The organism is Microvirga sp. P5_D2, assembly GCF_054049475.1.
This window is the reverse complement of record NZ_JBFUMH010000312.1, coordinates 1-2,820: the sequence shown is the minus strand read 5'-3', so window position 1 is coordinate 2,820 and position 2,820 is coordinate 1. Positions and strand designations below refer to the sequence as shown.

The following is a 2,820-nucleotide window of genomic DNA, read 5'->3' as shown; positions in this document are numbered from 1 at the left end:
GCCAGATCCTCTGGCCGTCCCGCCGCACCGAGATCGCTGTCTCTTTCAACGACACGTCAAGACCAATATACTCACCCATGGTTGTTCTCCGTTCGATGCTTGGGCCCGGCGTCCAGTCGAGAGCCCGTCTTTCCATCTTATCGGGGAACAACCATCCGCTCTTCCATGCACTGACCGTGTGGCCTGAGGGCGACTCGCTCCGCAATTACCCAATGTGTGAAAACGCGAACAGGACCGATCTCGACGAAATGTTTGTACAATTTCGGCTCCATAAACCGAGCAATCTCCGGCCTATTCAGCCTCGCAAGAAATAAAATTGCTCAAGTGAGCGACACGTCAGCGTTTTTACACAACCAAGACCCGGAGCGGGCCTTCGGCGCACGTAGCCAGCCAGCGGCCAAGTGCGGTAACTTCCATATTCCGCAGCACTGTGGCGGCCTGCACCATGGGTGCCTCCCTTTACGAGCCGATCAACGTCTATAAGCCACTCGCGCCGGATATCGGCATCGTCGATGGCCCGTTCGAATACTTGACCGTCGGTGGGATCAGGCTGCCACTTCCGTTCACGACACGTATGACCGTAGTGCGGGCTGTCGCACGGCGACCTCTTCCTCCATTCGCCGATCAGGTTCGACGAGAGATTGGCCAGGGAGCTGCACCGGTTGGGGACGGTGCGTCATCTGGTGTCGCCGAACCAGTTCCACTATGCGCATATTGGGGAATGGGCACAGGGGTTTCCGGACGCAATTGCGTGGGCGTCACCACGGGTGCGCCAACGGGCACGAGCCCGGCGCATGGACATTGACTTCACGAGGGATCTCGACGCCAATGCGCCCGAAGAATGGTGTGGGGAGATCGACCAACTGCTGTTCCCCGGCGGCTATTTCAAGGAGATCATTTTCTTCCACGAGGCTTCGAGGACGCTGATCCTCACCGATACGATCATCAATCTCGAGTTGGACAAGGTGTCCGAGCCGTGGCGAACGGCCGCCAGGCTGAGCGGGATGTACCATCCCTATGGCCAGATCTTCTTCGGCATGCGGCTGCCGCTCCTCTTCCAGCGGCGCAAGGCGAAGGCGGCGATCGGGAAGATCCGCTCCTGGCGGCCGCAGCGCATTGTGCTCAGCCATGGCCGCTGCTTTGAGGCCGATGCCGAGGAGGTCATCCGACGGGTATTCGGAGGATCTGCCTATTGAGGGTAGTGCGTCGGTGACGCTTTGACCGGCCGCGGGCCACGCGCAAAGCGGAGACTTGGCTGGTGAAGGAAGGAGACAAAGGGGGGCCGTTTCCCGCGCTTCTGCGAAGTTCCGCCGTCCCAGAAACCCCAAGTCTTGCGACAGCGGAGACGCTTCATGTCAGTTTTCGACGTCGAGGGCAGCGCCGCTTGGGAGGGCAGCGCGCCGGTCTCGAACGCACCCCCAAAAGCGGAGCCTTTCCATTTCATAAACCGCCAGCTTTGGCCGGGCGGGATTGTCTGGACTGAGGAGCACAGCTTCATCCGCGCTTGGTACCGCCGTGGCCCGCCGTGACCTCATCCTTATGAGCCGCAAAGGCGTCCAAGACTTCGGCCTTCTCGCGTTTCGGGACCTTGAAGAAGTCCAGGGTCCGTCCGAGTTCCGCGGCCACCTCATCGAATTCTGCGGGGGAGATCTGGAGGTCGCGGTGCGCCTCCTCCAGGCCGAGCGGCGTTGCGCCGGGCTTGGTGGCCGTGAACTGGAACGGCCCACCCGCAGCGTTGCAGACCCACAGCGTCCGCATGAACTTTCGGCCGGGCAGCCGTTCCAGGTTCTTCGTGTGCCATTCCCGCAGCCGCGGGGTCTTGGACTTCTGGCCGACGATCGGGTTCTTCACGACGGCGTCGCTGAAGTGATCCGCCACCGCCGCGATGGCGAAGACGCCGCCGAGCCGCTCGTACAGACTTTTCTCAGGTGCAGTTTTCTCGGGCTCGGCTTGCTTGGCTTGGGCGTAGGCGTGATCTGCCCCGGCCAAAGCCACCGGAGCGGCGGTCAGCGCAAGCCCTAAGACCGCTCGTCGTCTTGTCAGAGACGTCGAAAAAAGCTGTTCCATGAGATTCTCCTCGGGCTGCGTCGATCGACGCTCGCAGCGAATGGCCGCCCGAGCGGGTTCGACCCAACATTCGATGCTACGGGCAGAAGAAGGTTCCCGTCTGGCGAGCTTACCGGATCCAAGGGTTCTGGAAGCTCTTGGTCCGAGAGCCGCGCCAGCAGATCGTTCCGTGAACATCCTTTTGCGATATCCGTCCACGTGTGGGCCATCAGGGCTTAGCGTGGGGTATGGTTTGAGCTCGGAATGTCTCCCAATGGCACGCGGCGGAAGTGGACCGAACATCCGTATTTGGAGGGTGAGCGGACCTGCACACGGCCGGGCCCTAGTAGTGTGGTGAAGGTTCTGCAAATCGCCTGATCGGGGCGGTCATGGCAGGATGGTGATGTTCAACGTCACGCACTCCGAGAGGAGCCCCACCATGACCAACGCCAAAGATAAAACCTGCCGCCGCTGCCATCAAGGACCTTCTCAGCCAAAGCCCGGACGGCCTGCGCGAGATCGTGCGTGCCGTCATGCAGGAGATGCTCGAAGCCGAGATGACCGACGCCCTTCAGGCCGAGAAGGGCGAGCGCACCTCGGCTCGCCTGGGCTACCGCTCGGGCTCCTACACCCGCACCTTGGTGACCCGGGTCGGCAAGCTCGAGCTGCGCGTGCCGCAGGATCGCGACGGCCGCTTCTCGACCGAGCTGTTCGAGCGCTATCAGCGCTCCGAGCAGGCGCTGGTGGCCACCCAGCAGGCGCTGGTGGCCACCC

At 62.1% G+C, this 2,820-nt stretch carries 3 protein-coding genes; 2 read left to right on the top strand and 1 reads right to left on the bottom strand.

Going from position 1 to position 2,820, the window contains the following annotated elements; genetic code table 11:
• The first annotated feature begins 641 nt into the window (after positions 1-641).
• Complete coding sequence (locus ACXJKO_RS31045) at positions 642-1,196, top strand: DUF4336 domain-containing protein (protein ID WP_457094854.1); 555 nt, start codon at positions 642-644, stop codon at positions 1,194-1,196.
• Positions 1,197-1,494: 298 nt separating this feature from the next.
• Here ACXJKO_RS31045 and ACXJKO_RS31040 read toward each other — a convergent pair whose 3' ends face one another.
• Positions 1,495-2,067 (bottom strand): group I truncated hemoglobin, encoded by a 573-nt coding sequence (locus tag ACXJKO_RS31040; protein WP_457094853.1) that lies wholly within the window; start codon positions 2,065-2,067, stop codon positions 1,495-1,497.
• Positions 2,068-2,501: 434 nt separating this feature from the next.
• Between ACXJKO_RS31040 and ACXJKO_RS31035 the strand changes: the two genes are divergently transcribed.
• On the top strand, positions 2,502-2,820 hold a 319-nt coding region (locus tag ACXJKO_RS31035), incomplete at its 3' end, for a transposase (protein ID WP_457094855.1).

Coding starts and splice junctions, on each gene's coding strand:
- ACXJKO_RS31040 (WP_457094853.1), bottom strand. CDS start 2,067: ATGGAACAGCTTTTTTCGACGTCTCTGACAAGACGACGAGCGGTCTTA.